2 protein-coding genes and 2 pseudogenes are annotated in these 1799 nt (G+C 29.0%); 3 read left to right on the forward strand and 1 reads right to left on the reverse strand.

Translation table 11 applies throughout. The features are described from left to right. On the reverse strand, positions 1-234 hold a 234-nt coding region (locus AC1DTM_RS25055; protein WP_477001147.1), incomplete at its 3' end, for a DUF2441 domain-containing protein. Positions 235-455: 221 nt separating this feature from the next. Here AC1DTM_RS25055 and AC1DTM_RS25060 point away from each other — a divergent pair. The 3 genes and pseudogenes from AC1DTM_RS25060 to AC1DTM_RS25070 all read left to right on the forward strand — a co-directional run. Further along, on the forward strand, positions 456-941 hold the full coding sequence (locus AC1DTM_RS25060; RefSeq protein ID WP_477001148.1) for a DUF2798 domain-containing protein: 486 nt from the start codon (positions 456-458) through the stop codon (positions 939-941). A gap of 226 nt (positions 942-1167) precedes the next feature. Then, positions 1168-1497 (forward strand): annotated as a pseudogene (locus tag AC1DTM_RS25065) (alpha/beta fold hydrolase); the annotation flags it as partial. 85 nt (positions 1498-1582) lie between these two features. After that, positions 1583-1799: pseudogene (locus tag AC1DTM_RS25070) on the forward strand (GNAT family N-acetyltransferase); the annotation flags it as partial.

The raw sequence follows: 1799 nt of genomic DNA on the forward strand, positions 1-1799 counted from the left end.
ATCTATATAATTCATAACTACTCTAGCATTTTCATTATTTATATGTAATTCTTCATTTGTATAATGATTTTTTAAAATTTGAATAGAATCTTCACTGTTAGAATTTAATTGTTCTCTTTCAAAAAAGAAGTGATATAAGGTATTAGTTTGATTTTTGTCAAAGTGGATTGTTTGTCCAAGTTTCATTTTATTTTTTGTAACGATGTGATATGAGTAAAATTCAGATTCATTCATGTTAAACCTCCTATGGTAAGTGTCATAAATTTAGTAATTCAACATTTAAATATATAAAACCTCTACAAATAGAAAGTTATAAAGTAAGTTAAGTAGATTTGAGTGAAAAGTAGGGGAGGTATTTGAAACGGTTTCAAAAAACGTTCACAAATTGTTCACTTACGAAGAGGTTTTCGATATCGATATAATGACAAAGACTTAAACAGAAAGGATGATAGAAATTGCCAACAACAAGAAAGGAAAACCTCCAATTCGGTATGATGATGTGCCTAGGGATGGTTATAGTTATGACGTTTTACAATTTATTAATGAATGGAGCAGGAGGGTCAATTCATATTAAGGAGATCGCATTAGAACTAATAATTGGATTTATTATTGCGCTATTAATTGAAATATGTATCGTTGGACCGTGTGCGAAAAAAATTGTATTTGCACTACCATTTGATAAATCAAAAAAAGTAAACATGATTATTGCGATGGCAACAGCGATGGTAATTGGAATGGTTTTCTTTATGTCATTTTACGGAATGGCTATGATGTATTTACATAATGGATTACATGGTGACTCATTCGTTTCAATTTATTTTTCGGTTTTTATTAAAAATTTCATTATAGCGTACCCACTTCAATTAATAATAATGGGACCTCTTGTACGTTTTTTATTTGAAAAGTTTGTTTTGAAGAATAAAKGTGTTAATGTAGCATAAATAAATTTKTATTATTTGACTATAAAAATTAAGTAATGTTATAGATTCAATGTATCGAAAGAATTTGGAATGCATGTTAACAAATGAATTATTGAAGCTATGTGAAAGTGATTTAGTTAGGATAATAAACCTTTTAGCGTATGTTGTTAAAAAGCTGTACCTTTTTGTATAAGGGTACAGCTTTTGTTGTAATACTTGTTTGGAATTTATATAGAAACATGTAGCTAATCAGCTATTGTTTAAAAATCAAGAATTTGCAAAGTTAAATCGTAGTCTTTGGAAAGAAAGTCATTTAAGTAATACAGGAAAAATGAGTAAAGTTATTTTTGAAACGAAATCAATTGTACCGCTTATTGAGCGCATTAATGATTTGGAACAAGATACATGTGTCATAGTTGGAGCGCATGACTGTAATACGGGTGTGGAAATGAGCAAAAGAATAACGAGTCATATGAAAAATAGTAAACTTGTTATATTTGAAAATAGTGCACATTTTCCAGATATCGAAGAAACAGATAATGTATGTGAAACGACTATAGAGTTTTTAGAAATATAGTATAAAAACACGGATAGGATTAATTGTTTGAATATTGAATTATATAATGTATGAATTGTTTATTTATAATTGGGGAGGATGCAATATGATTGAATACAGAAAAGCAAGAGTAGAAGATATACAAGGGATTATTAAAGTGTGTTCAGACGGTTATAGAAATACATACCCAGGTTTGTTGCCCCAGCAATACATAGAAAGTACGATCAAGGAGTTTTACAATGAAGAAAGAGTGAGAAGTGAAATATTAAATATTAGCCAAGAGTGGGATGGCTGGTTTGTTGCAAGTGATAATGGAGAAATAC

This window comes from Bacillus sp. P4_D3 (genome assembly GCF_056401855.1).